Origin of the sequence: Caballeronia sp. GAWG2-1, from assembly GCF_023631405.1 — a bacterium.
Lineage (GTDB): Bacteria > Pseudomonadota > Gammaproteobacteria > Burkholderiales > Burkholderiaceae > Caballeronia.
Window position 1 is genome coordinate 276239 of sequence record NZ_JALQDD010000013.1, and the last position, 18748, is coordinate 294986.

Below are 18748 nucleotides of genomic sequence, written 5' to 3' on the forward strand. Positions count from 1 at the left end.
GATGTGTTCGTTATGCGCAGATGCGCGTGGCGCCTGGTGATGCGCTTTAATGACCGGCGTCGGCGGCGCGCACGACGCGGGGCGCGGGCGCTTCCGGACTCGCGCTGCTACGGCTTTCGTTGCTGCTTTTGTCCGCGGGCGAATCTGCCTCGCTCGTGACCGCGTGACTGCCCTCGGCAACCGGCGGCGCTTCGCTCTTGCTCGAACGTTCCGGCCGATGGATCACCACGCGCTCCGGCTTGTCCGACGCCGCGAACGACGCCGCCGATGGCTCGACATGCGTTGCGCGGATCACGGCGAGTGGCGCGGTGGACGGCTTGTCTTCAGCGTGTGCATGCGAGCCGTGATGTACTCGGTCGCGATCCCGCTCGCGCCGGTCCGGCGAGCGCAGATCGAGCGCAGCCTGCACGCCTGTCACGCCCGGAACGACTTCGGCTTCCGCCAGCTTCGCGGCCCGCGCGCCCTTGCGTTTAGGCTTGACGGCGAGCGTCGGAGCGGCGGCCATGACGTCGTCGAGCGCTTTCTTCGCCGCAGCCTGCTCCGCCGCACGACGGCTCGCGCCCGAACCGGACACTTTCACGTCCAGTTTCGGCACCGAGCATTCCACTTCGAATTGCTGATTGTGGGCCGCGCCGTGCGTGGCGACGACGGTGTAAGTCGGCAGCGCGATCTTGTGGCCCTGAAGATATTCCTGCAGCAGCGTTTTTGCGTCCTTGCCGATGGTGCGCGGATCGATGTGATCCAGCACCGCCGTATAAAGCCGCTTGATGACGGTGTACGCGGCGTCGAAACCGCCGTCGAGGAAGATCGCCCCGAAGATGGCTTCGAGCGTATCCGCGAGAATCGACGGCCGGCGAAAACCGCCGCTGCGCAATTCGCCTTCGCCGAGACGAAGACATTCGGACACGTTCAGCGCCTGCGCGATTTCATACAACGACTGCTGTTTGACAAGATTCGCTCGCACGCGCGAAAGATCGCCTTCGTCGAGCTTGCCGAATCGCTGGAACAAAAGCGCGGCCACCACGCAATTTAGAACGGAATCGCCGAGAAATTCGAGCCGTTCATTGTGCGTGGCGCTGTGACTACGGTGTGTCATCGCCTGGCGCAGCAATTCCGCATTGCGAAATTCGTACCGCAACCGGCTTTCCAACGGAGAAGAGGGCATGGACAGAGTATAACGCGCCCGCGCGGACGGTCGATTCCGCCCGGCGGGCCAGGAAAACACGTGGCGAGACGGTGTTAGCCGCGCTTCTTCACGCCGTTTCGAAGCATTGTCGGGGCGCGTTACGCGCGAACTCGCGCCCGATCAATCGAACGAACCGATACGCTTCAGATTGCTGAAGTTCATCCAGATGAAAAACGCGCGACCGACGATATTCGCGTCCGGCACGAAGCCCCAGTAGCGGCTGTCGGCACTGTTGTCGCGGTTGTCGCCCATCATGAAGTAATGGCCCGGCGGCACCTTGCACGTCACGCCTTGCGCGTTGTAGTTGCAGTTGTCGCGAAACGGGTAGTCGTCTGCGCCCATGACGAACGGCGGCACTTGCGGATTGTTCAGGATGGCGTTCTTGCGGCCGTCGAGGTCTTCGACGAACTGCTTCGCGTAACCAACCCGCTCTTCGTCGAAGTAATCGGGCAGCGGCGTTTCGGGCACCGGTTTGCCGTTGATCGTGAGCTTCTTGTTTTCATACGCGATGGTGTCGCCCGGCAGGCCGATCACGCGCTTGATGTAGTCGACCGACTCGTCCTTCGGATAGCGGAACACGACCACATCGCCGCGCGACAGCGGCTTGCCGCTGGTCAGCTTGGTATTGCTGATCGGCAGACGCAGGCCGTATTCGTACTTGTTCACGAGGATGAAGTCGCCGACGAGCAAGGTTGGCACCATGGAGCCCGACGGAATCTTGAACGGCTCGACGACGAACGAGCGCACCACGAACACCGCGAGGATCACGGGGAAAAAGCTCGCCGTGTATTCGAGCCACCACGGCTGACGCAGCTTGTCGTCATGCAGACGGGCGCGCGTCTGCGCGGCATTTTCATCGGCGAAACGCTCGCCCACGCGTTCCTGTTGACGGTCGAACTCGGCGACCGCGGCATCCGCCGAACGGCGGCGCTGCGGCTGGAACACCAGCTTGTCCAGCACCCATGCAATGCCCGTCAACACGACGAGAATCAGGAGAATCAGTGCGAAATTCATTCAATCGCTTCCGGTTGTTATCTTCAGTTCTTGTTATTGGCGTTCAAGCGCACTAGGCGGGACTTAGTCGTCCACACGCAGGATCGCGAGGAAAGCCTCCTGCGGGATCTCGACCGAGCCGACCTGCTTCATGCGCTTCTTGCCCGCCTTCTGCTTTTCAAGCAGCTTCTTCTTACGTGAAATGTCGCCGCCGTAACACTTGGCGAGCACGTTCTTGCGCAAGGCCTTGATGTTCTCGCGCGCGATGATATTCGAGCCGATGGTCGCTTGAATTGCCACGTCGTACATCTGGCGCGGGATGAGTTCGCGCATCTTTGACGCCACTTCGCGCCCGCGATGCTGGCTTTGCGAACGATGCACGATGACCGAGAGCGCATCGACCTTGTCGCCGTTGATGAGCATGTCGACCTTCACGACATCCGCCGCGCGATATTCCTTGAACTCGTAATCCATCGACGCATAGCCGCGCGAAGTGGACTTCAGCCGGTCGAAAAAGTCGAGCACGATTTCGGCCATGGGAATTTCATAGGTGAGCTGCACCTGCCGGCCGTGATACTGCATGTTGGTTTGCTGGCCGCGCTTGTTCGTACAGAGCGTGATGACCGAGCCGACATATTCCTGCGGCATATAGAGGTTCACGGTGACGATAGGCTCGCGCACTTCCTCGATCTTCGGCGGCTCAGGCATCTTCGCCGGATTCTCGACCGAGATGGTGGTGCCGTCGCGTTGCAGGACCTGATAGATCACCGTGGGCGCGGTGGTGATGAGGTCCATGTCGAATTCGCGCTCGAGCCGCTCCTGCACGATTTCCATGTGCAGAAGGCCGAGAAAGCCGCAACGAAAACCGAAGCCCAGCGCTTGCGAGACTTCCGGCTCGTACTGCAACGACGCGTCGTTCAGCTTCAACTTTTCGAGCGATTCGCGCAGCGCGTCGTACTGGTTCGCTTCGACCGGATAGAGACCCGCGAACACCTGCGGCTTCACTTCCTTGAAGCCCGGCAGCGGCTCGGCGGCGGGACGGTTCGTGAGCGTGACGGTATCGCCCACTTTTGCCGCCGTCAGTTCCTTGATGCCCGCGATGACGAAGCCCACCTGCCCCGCCGACAACTGCGAGAGGTTGGTCGACTTCGGCGCGAACACGCCGAGATGCTCGACCGGATACTGCGCGCCGGTCGCCATCATCTTGATCTTGTCTCGCGGACGCAGCGTGCCGTTGACGATACGCACCAGCATGACCACGCCGACGTAATTGTCGAACCACGAGTCGATGATGAGCGCCTGCAACGGTGCTTCCGTGTCGCCCTTCGGCGGCGGCACTTTGAGAATGAGCGATTCGAGCACGTCTTCCACGCCCAGACCGGTCTTCGCGCTGCAATGCACGGCGTCCGTCGCGTCGATACCGATCACGTCTTCGATCTCGGTGATTGCGTTCTCGGGGTTGGCGGCCGGCAAGTCGATCTTGTTCAGCACCGGCACGACTTCGACGCCGAGCTCGATGGCGGTGTAGCAGTTCGCGACTGTCTGCGCCTCGACGCCCTGGCTGGCATCGACGACGAGGAGCGCGCCTTCGCATGCGGAAAGCGAGCGGCTGACTTCATAGGAGAAGTCGACGTGTCCGGGGGTATCGATCAGATTGAGGTTGTAGACCTTACCGTCGCGCGCCTTGTAGGTCAGCGCGGCCGTCTGCGCCTTGATGGTAATGCCACGCTCGCGTTCCAGGTCCATTGAATCGAGCACCTGCGCTTCCATCTCCCGGTCGGACAGACCGCCGCACAACTGGATGATGCGGTCCGCGAGCGTGGACTTGCCGTGATCGATGTGCGCAATGATCGAAAAGTTACGAATATGATTCATTCAGTGCCGATCAAGCGAAAAAGGCGCGCCCTCGAATAACGCGGAGCACGCCTTGAAAATTTGGGGAAAACTTCAGCATTTTAGCCGAAATAGGGATGGGCCGGCGCTTTTCGCCTTTAGCCCTGATCGAGCGCCGCCCTGACCGCGTTTGCGTCGAGCCGATACTGGCATAGTTCGACGCCTGCCAGCATCAGCACCGGCACGCGCTCGTCGTAACGCGCTTCGAGCGCCGGATCTTCGTCGATATCGATCCAAAGAATTGCTCGGCCAAACTGCTCTGCGATGGGTTCGAGCTCGGCGCGCATGTCCTCGCAGAGATGACACCAGGCGCGACCATACAGGATAAATGGCGCGCCCGGTGACTGGCTCATGTCGATTACTTTTGCGCCGGCACGCGCGGGCGCAACGGCACGAACTGTGTGTTGTCGCCGCGCCGCACGAGCACCGCGATCATCTTGCTGGCGTCGAGATTTTGCGCCACGGCCTCGAACTGCTTGGAGCTCGTGATGTCGGTATCGCCGACGCGCAGGATGATGTCGCCCTTCTGAAAGCCCGCGCGCGCGGCCGGACCTTCCACTGCATCGACCTGCACGCCGTTCGTCAGCTTGAGCGACTTCTTCTGATCAGCCGTGAGGTCGCTGACCGCGAGCCCGAGGGAATTGCTGGCGCGTTCCTTCGGCTGCGTCGGCTTCTTCTGCTCGGTCTTCGCGACCTTGTCCGGCTGCATCTCGGCAATCGTAATAGGCAGATCGCGCGACTGGCCCTTGCGCCAGACCGTGATGGTGGCCTTGGCGCCCGGCTTCGTGTCGCCGACCATGCGCGGCAAGTCGGTGGCCGTCTCCACGTTCACGCCATTGAACTTGAGAATGATGTCGCCCGGCTGCACGCCCGCCTTGTCGGCGGGACCGCCCGATTCCACGCTCGACACGAGCGCACCCTGCGCTTTCGGCAGACCGAGCGAGTCGGCGACGTCCTTCGTCACTTCGCCGATCGCCACCGCGATACGTCCGCGCGTGACCTTGCCCGTCGTCTTCAACTGGTCCGCGACGCGGATGGCTTCGTCGATCGGAATGGCGAACGAGATGCCCATGAAGCCGCCGGTGCGGCTGTAGATCTGCGAATTGATGCCGATCACCTCGCCCGCCATGTTGATGAGCGGACCGCCCGAGTTGCCCGGATTGACCGCCACATCGGTCTGGATGAACGGCAGATAGTCGCCGGTGTCGCGGCCCTTCGCGCTGACGATGCCCGCCGTCACCGTGTTGTCGAGGCCGAACGGCGAGCCGATGGCGAGTACCCATTCGCCTACGCGCACCTTGTTCGAGTCGCCGATGGTGATCGCCGGCAGATTCGCCGCGCTGATCTTCACGACGGCCACATCCGTGCGCTCGTCCACGCCCACGAGACGCGCCTTGAACTCGCGCTTGTCGGTGAGCGTGACGTAGATGGTGTCCGCGTCGTCCACGACGTGGGCATTGGTCATCACATAGCCGTCCGTGGACAGGATGAAGCCCGAGCCTACGCCGCTGCTTTGTTCCGAGTTGTCCTGGCTGTCGTCGGGCGTGCGGCTGCCGCCCTTGCCCTGATCGCCGCCGCTGCCGCCCCCGCCTTGTCCGCCGCCGCCACCCTGGCCGCCGCCGCCGCCGTTTCCGCGCGGCGAGCCGGGCTGACCGGGCATCGGAATACCGAAAAAGCGCCGGAAGAATTCGGACATGTCGCCTTCATCGAGGCCAGGCGGCAAACCGCGCAGGTCGCTGCTCGACCCGACACGCGACGTCGTGCGGATATTGACGACCGAAGGCCCCACCTTGTCGACCAGCGTGGTGAAGTCGGGCAGATTCACCGTTGGCACTGCCGCTGCTGTCTGCGAGAGGAACGGCAGGCACACGGCGAGCGCCGCGGCCGCGAAGAACTTGCGCAGCGAGTAGTTGCTCATATGTCTAAGGCCGAGGGATTACTTGGAAGGCTTGTATTCTATGGCAGAAGCAAATTGCTGCAACGTGGATTGCGGCACCTCACCCAGCAAGGTAATCCAGAAATCGCCGCGGCGCTTGACGAGTACATGAGTCGCGCCGCTATTACCGGCGCCTTCCTTGCGCGCGCTTTTCTCCACCGGTTCGATAAAAACCGAGATGGCGGCGAGGCCGTCGGAGAACACGGCCTGATCGACCGGGATGGCCGGCTGGCCTTGCTGGCTCGACGCCATCGGACGGCGCAACTCGCGAATCTTGCGAAAGCCCGCGATATTCGGCGTGAGTTGCCAGCCTTGCGCTTCGATATCCACCGGCTGCACGGGAGGCCGCACCGTGGTCCAGCCCGCCGTGCTGCGCATGCCGTTTGCAATCGACGCCTTGTCGATCGCCCCGCCTATACGCACCTGAGAGAACGAAAGCTGTTCCAGCACCTGGCCGTCCGGATCGAGCGTCTGGGCGCGCAATAGCAAGCCAGTCTTGGCATCTGCCCAAAGCTTGTACGCGAACCGGTAAGAATCTTTTGGATCGAGCTCGAGCACTTGGCTTTCGAGCCCCGCCACACGGTCGGTGCCCAAGAGCTTCGGTTCGTAGACGGACAGAACCTGATCGCCGCTCGTCGATAACAAAGCGGGAAAAGAATCCTTGCTCTGCCGATGTTCGACCACGAGCAGATGGCGCTCCGGGACGAACGTGTACATGTCGTCGTCGTGACGAAGCATGCGGCGCGGGGCGCCGTCGAGACTTTCGAGCGATTCGTATTCGCCGTCGCCGCGCGTGGCGACATGCGTGATGCGCGAGGACTGCACCGTCGCACCGCGCTGATAAACGAAAGTACCCTCGTAATTCTGCTGCTGGGCCGCTTCGTGAATGCGGTTGAGCAGAGTGGCGGCTGTCTTGCGCTGGGCGGCGGGGTTGTCCCCCTGAGCGAAACTGCTCGATGCCGCCGCGAACAACGCGGCTGCGCAAAGCATCAACGCCGGCAGCCGCCCCCAATATCTAGTTTTATTCAACCGCACACTCGCCATCAGGTTATTGGCCCTGCGTCGTCACCGCCGCGCGAATCAAAGGCATGGAGCCGGGCATGGCCGGCTGCTGAGAGAACTGTTGATGCGCTTCGAGGTATTGATCGAGGCTCGCGTCGCGGATGATGTTCGCCTCCACCACCGGCGCGCGCGTGCTGACGGCCGGCACGGACGCCATGGCGACGCGCTGAACCGAGTCGCCCTGCGTGCTTGCCACTGGCGCGCCCAGACGGCTGTCGACGCCCTGCAACTGCGGCACGACGATCCACGTGAGCGTGGCAGCCGCCGCGGCAACGGCGAAAGCCGGCACGACACGACGGCGCAACATGCCGCCACGCGCCTTCTGTGTCTGTGCCACCGCAGCTGGCGCCAGCACATGCGCCTCGGCCTCGAAACGCGCTGCAAACGCTGTCATGAACGCGCTGCTCTTCGCCGGGCTTTCTGCCAGATCGTCGGAACGCAGCGCGTCGCCGATCAGGTGATAGTCCGACCATGACGCGCGGTCACGGTTATTCAGTTCAGCAAGAAATTGGCTGATATTTCCGAGTTCGTCGAGCGACTCGCCATCCACGAACGCGGAAAGGCGCTCACCGCGCGAACTGTTATTCGATTGCACCGGAACCGACCCCATGATGCTCCCCATCTCTGACACCACCCCGTAGTGACACCAACTAACCCAGATATTGCGTCCCTGCCCCGGGGCGACGCGCTGCCTACCAGCGCTTGCCTTCAGGAGTGTCCAACAACGGACGCAATTTTGCCGCAATGGCTTCGCGAGCACGGAAAATTCTTGATCTGACGGTGCCGATAGGGCATGCCATCATTTCGGCGATTTCTTCGTAACTTAAACCCTCGATTTCCCGGAGCGTGATGGCGGTGCGTAATTCCTCGGGCAGCAGCGCCATCGCAGCATTGACCGTCTGGGCAATCTGCTTGCTCATCAACATCGACTCGGGCGTGTTGATATCCCTTAGTTGGTCTGCATCGGAGAAAGTTTCCGCTTCTTCTGCATCGGCTTCGGTAGAAGTTGGAGCGCGGCGTCCTTGAGTGGCAAGGTAATTCTTTGCCGTGTTGACCGCAATCCGGTAGAGCCAGGTGTAGAAGGCCGATTCGCCGCGAAACTGCGGCAGCGCGCGATAAGCCTTGATAAAGGCGTCCTGGGCGACGTCCTCGACCTCGGCGGGGTCGCGCACGAGGCGCGAGATCAGTCGAATGATCTTGCGGTGGTATTTGGCGACCAGCAGTTCAAACGCGGCCTTGTCACCTTTTTGGACACGCTCGACCAGCAATTGGTCGATTTCTTTTTCGCTCACCTGGGAAATCCGTTTCACTTTGGGGAGTTGCGCGGACGGCTATTGTAGCCTCCCGGCCTTCGCGTTATCCCGGATGCTCATCGACCGTTACAGTCTTTACAGGAAAGAGCTGGCCGCGCGGCGGGCGCTGACTGAAAGCTGGCGGAAAGTATCGGCGTCGAGGGAATCGGCGGCGATGAGCAGTGCTTCGCGGCGTTTTTCTTCCGTCGATACGTCGAGCGCCAGCAAGCGCCCGCTCCACTGCGCGCAGCCGATGATGCGCCAGTAGCGCGCGTTCCCGGCACGGTCCCAGACGGTCAAGCCATCTGCCTGCAGACCGATGGCCGCCGGTTGCCGACATGCCCAGCGCCGCGCAGCCAAACCGAGCGTAGCGACGCATGTTGCAGAGGCGGCGAAGGCATTGAACGCGCCGGCGTGCCCGTATACGCACTGGAACACCGCGAAACCGGCGGCGACGATGAACCCGAGCAGCGCGGCCTGCAGAAAACGCGACGGCCGCAGCGCGATGCGCGGCGTGCCGGCATCCCGTTGCGGCCGATCGACAGACGCGCTCGTCATACCGTTCCCGTCCCGACGAGCGCGCGTGCTCAGTGACGCTTGAAGACGAGCGAACCGTTCGTTCCGCCGAAGCCGAACGAATTCTTCACCGCGACGTCGATCTTCATTTCCCGCGCGGTGTTCGCGCAGTAATCCAGGTCGCACTGCGGGTCCTGGTTGAAGATGTTGATGGTCGGCGGCGAAATCTGGTTATGGATCGCGAGCACGGTGAAGACCGACTCCAGCCCGCCCGCGCCGCCCAGCAAGTGGCCAGTCATCGACTTGGTGGAATTGACGACGACGCTCTTCGCGTGATCGCCGAGCGCGCGCTTAATGCCCGTGGTTTCCGCGATATCGCCGAGCGGCGTGGACGTGCCGTGCGCGTTCACGTAGTTCACTTCGTCGACATTGACCTTCGCGTTCTTCAACGCGTTGACCATGGCGCGGCGGCCGCCGTCGCCGTCTTCGGGCGGTGCGGTCATGTGATAGGCGTCGCCGCTCATGCCGTAGCCGAGCACTTCCGCATAGATCTTCGCGCCGCGCGCCTTCGCGTGTTCGTACTCTTCGAGCACCATCACGCCCGCGCCTTCGCCAAGCACGAAGCCGTCGCGGTCGGTGTCCCACGGACGGCTGGCCGTGGCGGGGTCGTCGTTACGCTGCGAGAGCGCGCGCGCCGCCGCAAAGCCGCCGATACCGAGCGGAGAAACCGTGGCTTCCGCGCCGCCCGCGATCATCACGTCCGCGTCGCCGTATTCGATCAAACGCGATGCTTCGCCGATGCAGTGCAAACCGGTCGTGCAAGCCGTGACGATGGCCAGATTCGGACCCTTGAGACCGAAGCGGATGGACAGATGACCGGAGATCATGTTGATGATCGACGCCGGCACGAAGAACGGCGAAATACGGCGCGGACCGCGATTGAGCAGCTCGGTCTGGGTGACTTCGATCATCGGCAAGCCGCCGATGCCCGAACCCACCACCACGCCCACGCGCTCCGCGTTTTCCTCGGTGATTTCGAGGCCGCTGTCCTGCATGGCCTGCACGCCGGCCGCAAAGCCGTAATGGATGAAGGTATCCATGTGGCGCGCTTCTTTGGCGGGCATGTAGTCTTCGATGTTGAAGCCCTTCACTTCGCCCGCGAAACGCGTGGAGAAGTTCGTGGCATCGAACTTGGTGATGTTGGCGATGCCCGACTTGCCCGCGACCAGATTCGCCCAGCCGTCGGCAACGGTATTGCCGACAGGCGAAACGAGCCCAAGGCCTGTAACAACAACTCGACGACGGCTCACGATAACCCCTTATCCATAGAATGACGAAAAACAAAAGCCACAGCGGCCACAGGAAACCGCCCTGTGTGCCCTGTGGCTGTTAAATCGGTCTGAGCAGCGACAAAACATCTGGCTCGATGAGCGATGAGTCGCTGGCGCGTCCGGCCTTAAGCCTTGACGTTGGCGCGAGCGTAGTCGATTGCTTGCTGAACCGTGGTGATCTTTTCTGCCTCTTCATCGGGAATTTCCATGCCGAACTCGTCTTCCAGTGCCATCACCAGTTCGACGGTATCGAGCGAGTCAGCGCCGAGATCGTTGACGAACGAAGCTTCGTTCTTGATTTCAGCTTCGGCCACGCCAAGTTGTTCGGCGACGATCTTCTTCACGCGCTGTTCGATGTTGTCCATGCAGCCCTCCGAGGGATAAAAAGTTCAAAAATACGAGTGCGCGCATTTTATCAGGTTTGGACCCGCAAAATACGGCGCGTCAGTTCCATGCTGCGCTGCCCGACGCGCTCCTACAAGAGGGCTTGCCGGGCTTCACAGCGATTTTTTCTGCCACCGAGTCCGGCGGTGCGCGCCATGCCTTGAGCATTTTGCGCGCCCGTCTCGGCGCGGATATTAAGCGAAAAACGGCGAAATGCCTATTGCGCCCTTTCCTCGCCTTTACAGCTTTACATGTACATGCCGCCGTTCACGTGCAAGGTCGTGCCGGTGATGTATCCAGCGAACGGCGACGCCAGGAACGACACAGCATGCGCGATATCTTCCGGGCTGCCCAGTCGGCCAAGTGGTATCTGCGCGGTGAGCGCGGTGCGCTGCTCTTCGGGCAAAACCTTGGTCATGTCGGTATCGATGAAACCCGGCGCGATGCAGTTCACCGTAATGCCGCGGCTGCCGATCTCGCGTGCGAGCGCCCGCGTCATGCCCGCCACGCCCGCCTTCGCCGCCGCATAGTTGGCCTGGCCGGGATTGCCCGACGAGCCCACCACCGACGTGATGTTGATGATGCGCCCGCCACGCGCCTTCATCATGGGGCGCAGGACGGCGCGTGATAGACGAAACACGGCGCGCAGATTGGTGTCGATGACGGCGTCGAATTCGTCATCTTTCATGCGCATGGCGAGCTGATCTTTGGTGATGCCCGCGTTGTTCACGAGAATGTTCAGGCCACCGAACTCCTTGACCGTGGACTCGATGAACGAGTCCGCGGCGGCTGCGTCGTTGACGTCGAGCACCGCGCCGCGACCCTTGCCGCCCGCTTGCTGCAACGCTTCGCCGATGCCGGCCGCGCCGCTTTCGCTCGTCGCCGTGCCGATGACCGTCGCGCCCTGCCGAGCGAGTTCCAGCGCGATTGCCCGGCCGATGCCGCGCGACGCGCCCGTGACGATAGCTACCTGATTGTCCAGATTCATTGTTCCACTCCGACTATGCAGCGATCAGTTTGCGCGTTTCTTCGAGCGATGCCGGATCGAAAATCGATCCGCCGACGAGGTTGCCGTCGATCCGCTTCGTGAGACCCCCGAGCACCTTGCCCGGACCGCATTCAATCACGTGCGTGACGCCTTCGCGCGCAATCGCCTGCACGCATTCGACCCAACGCACCGGGCCTGCTGCCTGACGCACGAGCGCGTCCTTGATAGCGGCGGGATCGGAGACGTTTGCCACGTCGATGTTATTGATCAGCGGAATCCGCGGCGCCTCGATGTCGACCCTCGCGAGGTAATCGCGCAACTGGTCCGAAGCGGGCTTGAGCAGCGACGAATGAAACGGCGCGGAAACCGGCAGCGGCAGCGCGCGCTTCGCGCCCTTCGCCTTCGCGACTTCGCATGCCTTTTCGACGGCCGCCTTGGAGCCCGCGATCACGACTTGCGCCGGCGCGTTGAAGTTGACGGCTTCGACCACGCCCGCCGACGACGCTTCGGCACAGACGGCGCGCACGGTGTCGTCGTCGAGACCCAGGATCGCGGCCATGCCGCCGACGCCCACCGGAACCGCGCTCTGCATTGCTTGCGCGCGGAATCGCACGAGCGGCACGGCATCCGCGAAAGCCAGCGCGCCGGCCGCGACGAGCGCGGTGTATTCGCCGAGGCTATGGCCTGCAACGATCGCCGGCTTCAGACCGGTTTGTGCTTCCCACACGCGGTAAATGGCATAAGCCGCCGTCAGCATGACGGGCTGTGTGTTGGTCGTGAGATTCAGCTCTTCGGCCGGACCTTCGGCGATCAGCTTGCCTAGATCCTGGCCGAGCGCATCGGATGCCTGCTGCACGGTGTCGCGCACGACGGCGTGATCGGCGAATGCGTTGAGCATGCCGATCGACTGCGAACCCTGGCCGGGGAAAACGAACGCAAATTTCATATCGTCCTCGTTGGATTGGAACGATCCGCCTCTCTGCGCCGGCCGGCAAATGGCCGACGCCGGCTGTGCTTGCGCCGCGCGCGCATGGTGCGGTCGCGGTGGCCTTTTTAGCGGATCGAATTCAGATTGATGGGGATCGAGAAGATTGAGGAAGAAAGCGAGTGGCTTGAGCGATCAATAGCGGAAGACCGACGCGCCCCACGTGAAGCCGCCGCCCACGCCTTCGATCAGCACGTTCTGGCCACGCTTGATACGCCCGTCGCGCACGGCGACATCGAGCGCGAGCGGAATCGACGCCGCCGACGTATTGCCATGCTCGCCCACCGTCACGACCATGCGCTCCTGCGGCAGATGCAGCTTGCGGCAAGTGCTCTGCATGATGCGGATGTTGGCTTGATGGGGGATCAGCCAGTCGATGTCGTTCGGCGTGAGCTTCGCTTTCTCCAGCGCTTCGATAGCCACTTTTTCGAGCACGTTGACGGCGAGCTTGAACACCGCCTGGCCATCCATGTGCAGGAACGCGCTGCCTGAAATCACACCGCCGTTCACGTTGCCCGGCGTGCAGAGAATGTCGGAATAGCTGCCGTCCGCATGCAGCGCGCTCGACAGCACGCCCGCTTCCTCGGACGCCTGCAGCACGACCGCGCCCGCGCCGTCGCCGAACAGCACGCAGGTCGTACGGTCCTTGAAGTCGAGAATGCGCGAGAACGTTTCCGCGCCGACGACGAGCGCCGTGCGATTCAGACCGCTGCGAATGAAACTGTCCGCCGTCGCGACGCCATAAGCGAAACCGGAACAGACGGCCTGCACGTCGAACGCCGCGCCGTTGTTCTTGATGCCGAGCTTGTTCTGCAAGAGACACGCCGTGCTCGGAAACACGAAGTCCGGCGTGGAGGTTGCCACGATAATGAGATCGATGGATTGCGGGTCGATGCCCGCCGCCTCGATGGCTCGTTGCGATGCGACCAGCGCGAGATCGCTCGTGGTTTGATCGGGAGCCGCAAAGTGCCGTGCGTGAATGCCGGTTCGCGCGACGATCCATTCGTCGCTCGTCTCGACGCCTTCTTTAGCGAGACGGTCCGCCAATGCCTGATTCGTAACGCGCTCGGCCGGCAGATAGCTGCCTGTGCCGAGCACTCGAGCGTAAAGATTGGATTGAGCCATTATGCCTTCGAGTGTAGCGCAGTCCCCGAGGCGTCCGGCGGATTCGGACGCGAGTTCGGCTGCGGGTTCAGTTCCGTCGCGACGCCGCTTGCGGCATCGGTGGCGGAAGTGCTCGCGGCGCCTTCGCGCGCGGCAGGCGCATTCTCCTCCATTGCGCGCACGAGACGTTCGAGCACACCATTTTTGACGGCATCATACCCGCGTTTGATGGCCCACTCAAACCCGAAGGCTTCGGCCGATCCGTGGCTCTTGATCACGAGGCCGCGCAATCCCAGCAAGGCGGCGCCGTTATATTGCGCGGGATCGACGCGCTTCTTGAAACGCTTGAGAACGGGCAGCGCCACGAGCGCCATCAGCTTGCTCGGCAGGTTGCGGCTGAACTCTTCCTTGATGATGTCGGCGAGCATTTTCGCGAGACCTTCGGAAGTCTTCAACGCGACATTGCCGACGAAGCCGTCGCAGACCACGACATCGGTCGTGCCTTTATAGATGTCGTTGCCTTCCACGTTGCCGTAGAAGTTGAGCGTGCTCGCACGCAGCAGTTCGCCCGCGCGCTTGATCGTTTCGTTGCCCTTGATGACTTCTTCGCCGATATTGAGCAAGCCGATGGTCGGCCGCTCGCGCCCTTCGATCGCCGAAACGAGCGCGTGGCCCATTTCCGCGAACTGCAGCAGATGCTCGGGTTCGCAGTCGACATTGGCGCCGAGATCGAGCACGGTGGTGTAGCCCTTCTGGCTCGGCATGGCGAACGCGATGGCCGGCCGCTCGATACCGGCGAGCGTTTTCAACACATAGCGGGAGACCGCCATGAGCGCGCCGGTGTTGCCGGCGGAGATGCAGGTTTGCGCCTCGCCCTCTTTGACGAGGTTGAGCGCGACGCGCATCGAAGAATCTTTCTTCTTGCGCAGCGCGACTTCGACGGGGTCGTCCATGGCGACGACTTCGGTCGCGGGAACGACGGTCAGGCGTGGTTCGTCCAGCGCCTTCAATTTTTTCAATTGCGCGCGAATGGACTGCTCGATGCCGACGAGCATCAGATGCGCGTCGGGATGCGCGCGCACGAAATTGACGGCAGCGGGAACGGTCACGGCCGGACCGTGATCGCCTCCCATGCAGTCAATGGTTATCTTTACGGTCATGGGAAGCGACGAATTTCAGGCACAAAAAAGCGGCAGTGAAATGCCGCCTTCTTGTCGTACCGGGAAAGTGTCAAAAGCGTAGCAGGCGCGAGCGTCCGCTGTGCGGTGACGCATCAGGCCAAGCGCGAAACGCTTAGTCGTTCTTCGTCTTGACGACTTTCTTGCCACGATAGTAGCCATTCGGGCTCACGTGGTGACGCAGATGCACTTCACCCGTGCTCGGCTCAACTGCCAGCGGCGCTGCGTTGAGGAAGTCGTGGGAACGGTGCATGCCGCGCTTCGACGGCGACTTCTTGTTTTGCTGAACTGCCATGATTACTCCAGAAAAATTTTGCGAATTCTAACACAGCCCGAACCGCCGACAGCCCTCGACCTGCAGGCCATCGGGTTGATCGTGAGCGCTTCGCGCCACCAGTTTGTTGCGTGCTGCCGATCCTGCTAGAGCTTTGCCCCGGCTCATTGCCAACATTGCCAAGGCTCGAGCTTCGAGTCCGTTCAATGCTTCTTGTCGTCCTTGAGCTTCTGCAGAACGGCAAACGGATTGGGCTTGTCCGATTTTCCAGAAGCGCCCGATTCGCCGTCCGCTTCGCCTGCTTCGTCACCGTCTTCGCCCTGGAGCAGACTTTCATGCACCTTCGGGCAGACGTTGTGCTTCGGCACGAGCGGCAACGCCAACAACAACTCTTCTTCGATCAAGTCGATCAGATCGAACTGATGCGAGCCTACGATCACATCGACTTCATCGTCATCGAGCGGATACTCGTCCGCTTCTTCTTCCGTCGCCACGATCCGATCAGTCGCATCGACATCGAGATGCTGCGAATACGGCAAAAGACAGCGCTGGCACATCAGATAAACCGAGCCGTGCACCGCGAGGCGCAAATAAGGCTGCGGCGCTTCCGTGCCGTTGTCCTGCAATTCCGGCTGGGTCGATCCCTCGGCCTGCCAGGTGAACACCGTGTCGCGGTCTGGCGCATCTGCCGGCACTTCGGCTAACATGCGCGGCAGTTGCGAAACGCGGACCGCGCCCGCTGCCTGCCTGCCGCTCTTGGCAAAATCGTAAAGATCGAGCGCGCGCGGATTGGCGGGGCTCGCAGGTTTGCCAGGATTCTGAGTCATGTGCGCTCCTGCAATGTGCCGTGCGTTGTTCGTACGTGTTTCGTTCGGGTGCGGTCGGCGCTTCGGTTAGCGCTTGAGTCTGCACTTGGCTACGCGCCCGCTGCTACAGTCCGGTACTGCTACGAATCAGTATGCACCGCCCGGTGCCAAAAGGCAGGCGTGGCTTGCCCGGATTTGCAGCACGACGTCAAACGTGCTTTGTTTGCGTCACCTTCGTGCGCCGCCTTCGTTGATTCCGCGGTACTACGATACTAGTTATCCCTTACCGACTCACCGGCTAGGACGCCCAAGCACCGTACCGATGAAAAGCCCAAAACTATAACGGCTTTGTTCTTTCGAGTCAAACACTTAAGGACTCGTTCGCAACCCGTCGTTTTTCACCCATTTTTGCTGATTTCCGTTTATGTCCGACGTTTTTGCTTCGTCTTCGCCCACGCGGCGCCTGGTTCTGGCGTCGGGTTCGCCATATCGGCGCGAGTTATTGGCGCGTTTGCGCATACCTTTCGATGTCATCGTGTCCGATGTCGATGAAACGCCGCTTGCCGGCGAATCGCCCGAGGCAACGGCCGTGCGTCTTTCCATCGCCAAGGCGCGCGCGGCGGCCGTCGAGGCGCCGGGCGCGCTCGTGATCGGCTCCGATCAGGTCGCGACCTTCGACGGACGTCAGATCGGCAAGCCCGGCACGCACGACAACGCCGTCGCGCAACTGCGCGCGATGCGCGGCCGCGGCGTCGACTTCCACAGCGCGCTGTGCGTGTTCGACAGCGCCACGGAAAGCGTGCAATCGGCCGACATCGTCACCCGCGTGCAGTTTCGCGATTACACGGACGCCGAAATCGAAGCCTACCTTCGCGCCGAAACGCCCTACGACTGCGCGGGCAGCGCCAAGTCCGAAGGGCTCGGCATCGTGTTGCTCGATGCGATCGACTCCGACGATCCCACCGCGCTCATCGGCCTGCCGCTCATCGCGCTGAGCAAGATGTTGCGCGCGGCCGGTTTCCCCCTTCTCGGAGCGGCAGCATGAGCGGCGTCCTTTATCTGATCCCCAACACGCTTGGCGAAGGCGATGCCGAAGCGCTCGCGCAGGTTCTGCCCGAGCCGGTGCGCGCGCAGGCAGCCGCGCTGGGCTATTACATCGGCGAGAACGCCAAGACGACGCGCGCGTTCCTCAAGAAAGTAGGCACGACGCGGCCGATTCAGGAAATCGAGGTTCGGGAACTGAACGTCAATACGCCGCCCGGCGAAATCGACAAACTGCTCGCGCCGATTCTCGCCGGCGCCGACGCGGGACTCGTCTCGGAAGCCGGCTGTCCTGCCGTCGCCGATCCGGGCGCGCTGCTCGTGCGGCGCGCGCATCAGCGAGGCGTGAAGGTCGTGCCGTTCGTCGGACCGAGTTCAATTCTGCTCGCGCTCATGGCGTCGGGCATGAACGGCCAGAGCTTCGCGTTCAACGGCTATCTTCCCGTGGATGCCGCCGAGCGCGGCAAGCGCCTGCGCGAGCTGGAACAACTTTCGCGCAAGGCGAACCAGACGCAGATTTTCATTGAGACACCGTATCGCAATCGGGCGATGCTGGACACGCTCATCGCGACCTGCGCGCCATCGACGCTGATCTGCGTCGCGGTGGATTTGACGCTGCCGGGCGAAACCATCGTGACGCGCACGGCAGCGGACTGGAAGAAGCAAGCCGCGCCGGAATTGCACAAACGGCCGGCGATTTTTCTGTTGCTGGGGGCTTGAGGTCGGTGCGGTCAGGCGAGGGTTTGTGCGCCGTTCGCCCTCACGCCCTCACCGCACCTGCACCTTCCCGCCAAGCGTCAACGCCCGCACCGCCGCATCGCCGACAGAAGCGCCAAAGCGCTTCACCACCTTCTCGCCGATGCTTTCCTTCTGCGTGTAATCGACGATATCCGGCTGCTTGATGATCTCGCGCGCGACGTAGCTGGCGTCGCCGAAACCATCCGCGAGTCCAAGCTGGACGCTCTTCTCGCCTGTCCAGAACTCTCCCGAAAACAAGTCAGGATCGTCCTTCAGACGCGTGCCGCGCCCCTGTTTCACCGCGTCGATGAACTGCGCGTGGATCTGATCGAGCATGTCCTGGGCGTGCGCGGTCATCTGCGGCGTCTCGGGCGAAAACGGATCGAACGAACCCTTGTTCGCGCCCGCCGTATGCATGCGGCGCTGGATGCCGAGCTTGTCCATCAGCCCGGTGAAGCCGAAACCGTCCATCAGCACGCCAATCGAGCCGACGATGCTCGCCTTGTCCACATAGATCTTGTCCGCCGCCGCCGCGACGTAATAGCCGCCCGACGCGCACATGTCATCGACGACGACGTATAGCGGCGTCTTCGGATACTTCGCCCGCAAACGCTTGATTTCGCGATAAATAATGCCCGCCTGCACCGGCGAGCCGCCCGGACTGTTGATGCGCAAAATCACGCCCGCCGTGCCGTCGTCCTCGAACGCGCTTTCGAGCGCGCCGCCGATGTTGTCGGCGCTGGCATCGCCATTACTCGAAATCTCGCCCTGCAAGTCGATGAGCGCGGTATGGCGCGTACTCTTGGCGACGTGGTCGCCGGTCAGATCGAACACGCGCCAGGCGATCACGGCAATCACCGCGAGAAATACGAAGCGAAAGAAGATGCGCCAGCGTCGCGCCGCACGCTGCTCGCGAACGGATGCCAGCGCGATGCGTTCGAGCGCCTCGCGCTCCCAATTGTCATTGCCGCGATCGTTACCGCGCGGGTTTTGAGGAAAGTTGTCGGACATGCGTTTGCCTTCTGGTCGTCAAACCAGCTC

Annotated in this window: 20 protein-coding genes; 2 read left to right on the plus strand and 18 right to left on the minus strand. The window is 62.2% G+C overall.

What is annotated here, in order from left to right:
• Window positions 1-46: 46 nt before the first annotated feature.
• The 17 genes from rnc to NCR98_RS09695 all read right to left on the minus strand — a co-directional run bounded on the left by rnc (window position 47) and on the right by NCR98_RS09695 (window position 15949).
• Complete coding sequence (rnc, locus tag NCR98_RS09615) at window positions 47-1165, minus strand: ribonuclease III (protein ID WP_250465261.1); 1119 nt, start codon at window positions 1163-1165, stop codon at window positions 47-49.
• A 141-nt stretch (window positions 1166-1306) separates the two neighbouring features.
• Complete coding sequence (lepB, locus tag NCR98_RS09620) at window positions 1307-2200, minus strand: signal peptidase I (protein WP_250526062.1); 894 nt, start codon at window positions 2198-2200, stop codon at window positions 1307-1309.
• A gap of 63 nt (window positions 2201-2263) precedes the next feature.
• Window positions 2264-4054, minus strand: a complete 1791-nt coding sequence (lepA, locus tag NCR98_RS09625) for a translation elongation factor 4 (RefSeq protein ID WP_244825804.1) — start codon at window positions 4052-4054, stop codon at window positions 2264-2266.
• Window positions 4055-4170: 116 nt separating this feature from the next.
• Window positions 4171-4425: a glutaredoxin family protein gene (locus tag NCR98_RS09630; RefSeq protein ID WP_250465262.1), complete on the minus strand. Its 255-nt coding sequence runs from the start codon at window positions 4423-4425 to the stop codon at window positions 4171-4173.
• Window positions 4426-4430: 5 nt separating this feature from the next.
• Window positions 4431-5990: a DegQ family serine endoprotease gene (locus NCR98_RS09635; protein ID WP_250526063.1), complete on the minus strand. Its 1560-nt coding sequence runs from the start codon at window positions 5988-5990 to the stop codon at window positions 4431-4433.
• An 18-nt stretch (window positions 5991-6008) separates the two neighbouring features.
• Window positions 6009-7052, minus strand: coding sequence for a MucB/RseB C-terminal domain-containing protein (locus NCR98_RS09640; RefSeq protein WP_250526064.1), 1044 nt, complete (start codon window positions 7050-7052; stop codon window positions 6009-6011).
• Between the two features lie 4 nt (window positions 7053-7056).
• Window positions 7057-7680, minus strand: coding sequence for a sigma-E factor negative regulatory protein (locus NCR98_RS09645; protein ID WP_250492615.1), 624 nt, complete (start codon window positions 7678-7680; stop codon window positions 7057-7059).
• 82 nt (window positions 7681-7762) lie between these two features.
• Window positions 7763-8362, minus strand: a complete 600-nt coding sequence (gene rpoE, locus NCR98_RS09650) for an RNA polymerase sigma factor RpoE (protein ID WP_244825810.1) — start codon at window positions 8360-8362, stop codon at window positions 7763-7765.
• Between the two features lie 96 nt (window positions 8363-8458).
• On the minus strand, window positions 8459-8920 hold the full coding sequence (locus NCR98_RS09655; protein WP_250526065.1) for a protein YgfX: 462 nt from the start codon (window positions 8918-8920) through the stop codon (window positions 8459-8461).
• Between the two features lie 29 nt (window positions 8921-8949).
• Window positions 8950-10188, minus strand: a complete 1239-nt coding sequence (gene fabF, locus NCR98_RS09660) for a beta-ketoacyl-ACP synthase II (protein WP_250526066.1) — start codon at window positions 10186-10188, stop codon at window positions 8950-8952.
• Window positions 10189-10334: 146 nt separating this feature from the next.
• Window positions 10335-10574 carry an acyl carrier protein gene (acpP, locus tag NCR98_RS09665; protein ID WP_004197638.1) on the minus strand — a complete coding sequence of 80 codons (240 nt, stop codon included), beginning with the start codon at window positions 10572-10574 and terminating at the stop codon, window positions 10335-10337.
• A 266-nt stretch (window positions 10575-10840) separates the two neighbouring features.
• On the minus strand, window positions 10841-11581 hold the full coding sequence (gene fabG, locus NCR98_RS09670; RefSeq protein ID WP_244825814.1) for a 3-oxoacyl-ACP reductase FabG: 741 nt from the start codon (window positions 11579-11581) through the stop codon (window positions 10841-10843).
• A 13-nt stretch (window positions 11582-11594) separates the two neighbouring features.
• On the minus strand, window positions 11595-12527 hold the full coding sequence (gene fabD, locus NCR98_RS09675; protein ID WP_250526067.1) for an ACP S-malonyltransferase: 933 nt from the start codon (window positions 12525-12527) through the stop codon (window positions 11595-11597).
• A 174-nt stretch (window positions 12528-12701) separates the two neighbouring features.
• Window positions 12702-13691: a beta-ketoacyl-ACP synthase III gene (locus tag NCR98_RS09680; protein WP_244825818.1), complete on the minus strand. Its 990-nt coding sequence runs from the start codon at window positions 13689-13691 to the stop codon at window positions 12702-12704.
• On the minus strand, window positions 13691-14830 hold the full coding sequence (gene plsX / locus NCR98_RS09685) for a phosphate acyltransferase PlsX (RefSeq protein ID WP_244825820.1): 1140 nt from the start codon (window positions 14828-14830) through the stop codon (window positions 13691-13693). The genes NCR98_RS09680 and plsX overlap by 1 nt, the downstream gene beginning before the upstream one ends.
• A gap of 133 nt (window positions 14831-14963) precedes the next feature.
• A complete protein-coding gene (gene rpmF, locus NCR98_RS09690) occupies window positions 14964-15143 on the minus strand; it encodes a 50S ribosomal protein L32 (protein WP_007741736.1) in 180 nt (59 codons plus the stop codon).
• 182 nt (window positions 15144-15325) lie between these two features.
• Window positions 15326-15949: a YceD family protein gene (locus NCR98_RS09695; protein WP_250526068.1), complete on the minus strand. Its 624-nt coding sequence runs from the start codon at window positions 15947-15949 to the stop codon at window positions 15326-15328.
• A 403-nt stretch (window positions 15950-16352) separates the two neighbouring features.
• Here NCR98_RS09695 and NCR98_RS09700 point away from each other — a divergent pair, with 403 nt between their 5' ends.
• A complete protein-coding gene (locus NCR98_RS09700; RefSeq protein ID WP_250526069.1) occupies window positions 16353-16973 on the plus strand; it encodes a Maf-like protein in 621 nt (206 codons plus the stop codon).
• Window positions 16970-17689, plus strand: coding sequence for an SAM-dependent methyltransferase (locus NCR98_RS09705; RefSeq protein ID WP_250509308.1), 720 nt, complete (start codon window positions 16970-16972; stop codon window positions 17687-17689). Before NCR98_RS09700 ends, NCR98_RS09705 begins: the two co-directional genes overlap by 4 nt.
• Window positions 17690-17737: 48 nt before the next feature.
• On the opposite strand, the gene NCR98_RS09710 is transcribed toward NCR98_RS09705, so the two are convergent.
• Entirely contained in the window at window positions 17738-18718 is a 981-nt protein-coding gene (locus NCR98_RS09710) for a S49 family peptidase (RefSeq protein WP_244825826.1), read from the minus strand.
• Between the last annotated feature and the right edge of the window lie 30 nt (window positions 18719-18748).